Raw genomic sequence first — 3151 nt, forward strand, 5'->3', positions numbered from 1 at the left:
TTTCTAAAGTGTAAAATAAGCGTATTTTAATTGCATACTGCACGTTTTCTATACGTAATTGATAAAACAAAAACAAAAACTCCGGACCGCGAAAAGCAATCCGGAGTAACCCGCGGAGTCAGAGAGATTCGAACTCTCGAGCCGCTTACACGACTAACACCTTAGCAGGGTGCCCCTATCGGCCACTCAGGCATGACTCCACTTGTTTACTGTACATAACAGCAACAGATTGACACTATAGCACCTCTTAAGGACTGTAAACAAGCTTGGCGACACACTTTAAGATAACATTAATATAACAATATCCAGTGCTACACAGGATTATGATCTCCAGAAAACGTTACGACTACAGCAAACATAACAAGAATTATTCCTGCAATATCAGTCAATGTTGGAATTTCACCAAATCCCATTCCAATAATAACCGCGATCGCAGGATACAACGCTTGCATAACAGAGTATTTTGCAGAAGTAACACGTTTCAATAAAACCTGATCAAGCAAAGTTGGGAAGAAAGAAGCGCATATTGCAATAACCAACATTAACGCAAGTAAAGCAAAAGAACCACCAGGGCGAGCAGCCCAAGTAGCTTCTGGTTTAGGCGAAATAACATGCTGCACTGCAGGGACAGCAAGAACAACAGACTGCAGCAGCCAACCAATAAGAGCTGCAACACTTACACGATCAATAGCGTGTGAACTTTTTGCCAACATGCGACCTGAAACAATATATAGACCCCACATTGAACCGCCAACAAGAATGGCGAATAACCCAATTAGAAAATGTGGGCTTACTGAACTATGTATAGAAGCACTAGCTAACAGCATAATGCCACAAACAGCAATCACAATTCCCACACGCTCTCGCCATTCATGACCTGTAATAACAGCTACAAGCAAGGGGCCTATGAATTCTATGGTTACCGCAACGCCAACAGCCATGCAACTAATAGCAACATAGAACATAGTGTTCATAGCAACTAACGACACGCCAACAGCTGCAACAATCCCCCATTCTCGTAGCGTTTTTGGTAAAAGACTACGTTTGCTGTGAGAAAATGGTCTTCTCCAAGCCAAAAGCAACAATGTCATAAATCCTACTCGATACCACACTGCATACAGAGGATCCAATTGGCTAAAAGCTACTTTTGCAACAGAAGTTGCTGTATACACCATTGAAGCCTCAATGACGATAATAAGCAGCACAGGCATGCGATGTAAAAGATTGACGACAAATTGCTTCATAGCAACAACCCTACATGAATATTGATCCGACATACGCTTTTTTACAAAAACATTAGTTTAATCCACAAATTTTTTCCATGAAATCGAACGTTTGTTCTATTATAAACTTATGAGTACAGCACCGAGAGTACAAGCAGCGAAACGTGATTGGGGGCACGACACCTCAGGTTGTAACATACTTCACGTCGACATGGATGCATTTTATGCTTCTTTAGAAGTTGCAAGACATCCGGAGCTTAAAGGAAAGCCGCTTATTATTGGCACAGGCAATCGTGCTGTTGTTTCTGCAGCAAGTTACGAAGCGCGCGCTTACGGCGTTAATTCCGCTATGCCCGTTGTTAAAGCTAGAAATCTTTGTCCACAAGGAGTTTTCTTGCCAGTTGACATTCCTTATTATTCAAGCGTTTCCAAAAGTATTTTTGAAAATATTTTTTTGCATATTACTAATCAAGTTGAAAAAGTTTCTGTTGACGAATGCTATATGAATGTTAAATCGGCTTTATTACAGTGGAAATCGCCTGTAAATATTGGAACTTGGGTACGAAAAGAAGTATTTGAAAAGTATCATATCACATGTTCAGTTGGTATTGCTAACAATAAACTTATTGCAAAAATGGCTTCCACTAATGCAAAACCTAATGGAATGCTTCTTATTCCGCAAAAATGCAATGAAGATTTTGTATCAATAATGCCATTGCGCGCAATACCAGGAATTGGCTCATCTTTAATACATAAGCTTGAGGATTGGGGCTTATCTACTGTTACGTCGCTTAAAAATGTTGACGAAGCAACGCTTACTCGCATAACAGGTTCGCAAATCTTAGCAAGAATGATATATCAATCAGTTAGGGGCATAGACGAGCGCACTGTAACTGCACATACCCCTGAAAAATCCATTGGAAGTGAGCGAACTCTTGATACAGATACCACGGACGAGAATGCTGTTAAACAATTACTACAGCAATGCTGCAGCGAAGTAACTCAACAGTTGCGAAACAGAAAACTTATGGCACGCACTATAACGTTAAAACTACGCTTTGGCGACTTGCATTATGTTACTAGATCTTCTACTTTGCAAAACGCAACTGATTCAACACACGAGTTTTACGAGCATGTCGTTGTTTTGCTTTCTAAAGCTAATCCAACTGTGCATAATTACATTCTTGGAGGCAATAATACAAAGCTTTTAAGCCCAGTTCGTTTAGCTGGTGTTACAGCGAATAATCTTGTGCCAACAAATAAGGTTTCACTTCAGCCTTCTCTAAACGATATTCTGGAGGAAAATACTCGCGAATCTAAAAATCCTACACAAAACAGCATGTCCGCAATGAATAAAAATACTAGATTGCGTCACGCAGAACACGCTTTAGATGCCGTTCGCAAAAAATACGGCAACAACGCGGCTCATATTGGATTATGAACTCGCGCCACATTAAACAATACTTTTTCAAATGATTAATTACTTGCTTTATCTGAACGCGGAGGCAAGGCTGCAACGCGAGCTTCATCCCATCCGGAAGCTCCAGCATCTGTAGCTCCTCCCAAATCTCCGAGCTTGTCGAAATAATCAACCGCAGCATCGCGATACCACTCCCAGCCTTCTGGCAAATCATCTTCATAAAAAATAGCTTCTACTGGGCAAGCCGGTTCGCAAGCTCCACAATCCACACACTCGTTCGGGTTAATATAAAGCGTTCGATCGCCTTCATAAATGCAGTCTACAGGGCATTCATCTACACACGCTTTATCTTTTACATCAACGCAAGGCTCTGCGATTACATATGGCATAACGCCCTCCTTTCTGCTTTTATGCAACTTTTCTATTATAGAACATTTTTGAAAAGTCTATGACACAAAAAGTCGGCATGCGATATAACCGTATGCCGACTTCTTGCTAAATAAATAAT

The 3151-nt window shown here is 40.7% G+C and carries 3 protein-coding genes and 1 tRNA gene; 1 reads left to right on the top strand and 3 read right to left on the bottom strand.

Going from position 1 to position 3151, the window contains the following annotated elements; genetic code table 11:
* Positions 1-113 precede the first annotated feature (113 nt).
* A tRNA-Ser gene (locus tag A5294_RS06060) sits at positions 114-200 on the bottom strand.
* 111 nt (positions 201-311) lie between these two features.
* The gene (locus A5294_RS06065; RefSeq protein WP_064340704.1) at positions 312-1244 is read right to left on the bottom strand and encodes a DMT family transporter; all 933 of its coding nucleotides are present in this window, start codon (positions 1242-1244) and stop codon (positions 312-314) included.
* A gap of 109 nt (positions 1245-1353) precedes the next feature.
* Between A5294_RS06065 and dinB the strand changes: the two genes are divergently transcribed.
* Positions 1354-2664 (top strand): DNA polymerase IV, encoded by a 1311-nt coding sequence (dinB, locus tag A5294_RS06070; protein ID WP_064340705.1) that lies wholly within the window; start codon positions 1354-1356, stop codon positions 2662-2664.
* Between the two features lie 35 nt (positions 2665-2699).
* On the opposite strand, the gene fdxA is transcribed toward dinB, so the two are convergent.
* Positions 2700-3032: a ferredoxin gene (fdxA, locus tag A5294_RS06075; protein WP_004105541.1), complete on the bottom strand. Its 333-nt coding sequence runs from the start codon at positions 3030-3032 to the stop codon at positions 2700-2702.
* Positions 3033-3151: the final 119 nt, after the last annotated feature.

The organism is Gardnerella sp. 30-4 (genome assembly GCF_001641215.1).
Lineage (GTDB): Bacteria > Actinomycetota > Actinomycetes > Actinomycetales > Bifidobacteriaceae > Bifidobacterium > Bifidobacterium leopoldii.

What these genes read in the sequence shown, in the direction of transcription:
- A5294_RS06065 (WP_064340704.1), bottom strand. Translation starts at nt 1,244, where the DNA reads ATGAAGCAATTTGTCGTCAATCTTTTACATCGCATGCCTGTGCTGCTT.
- dinB (WP_064340705.1), top strand. Translation starts at nt 1,354, where the DNA reads ATGAGTACAGCACCGAGAGTACAAGCAGCGAAACGTGATTGGGGGCAC.
- fdxA (WP_004105541.1), bottom strand. Translation starts at nt 3,032, where the DNA reads ATGCCATATGTAATCGCAGAGCCTTGCGTTGATGTAAAAGATAAAGCG.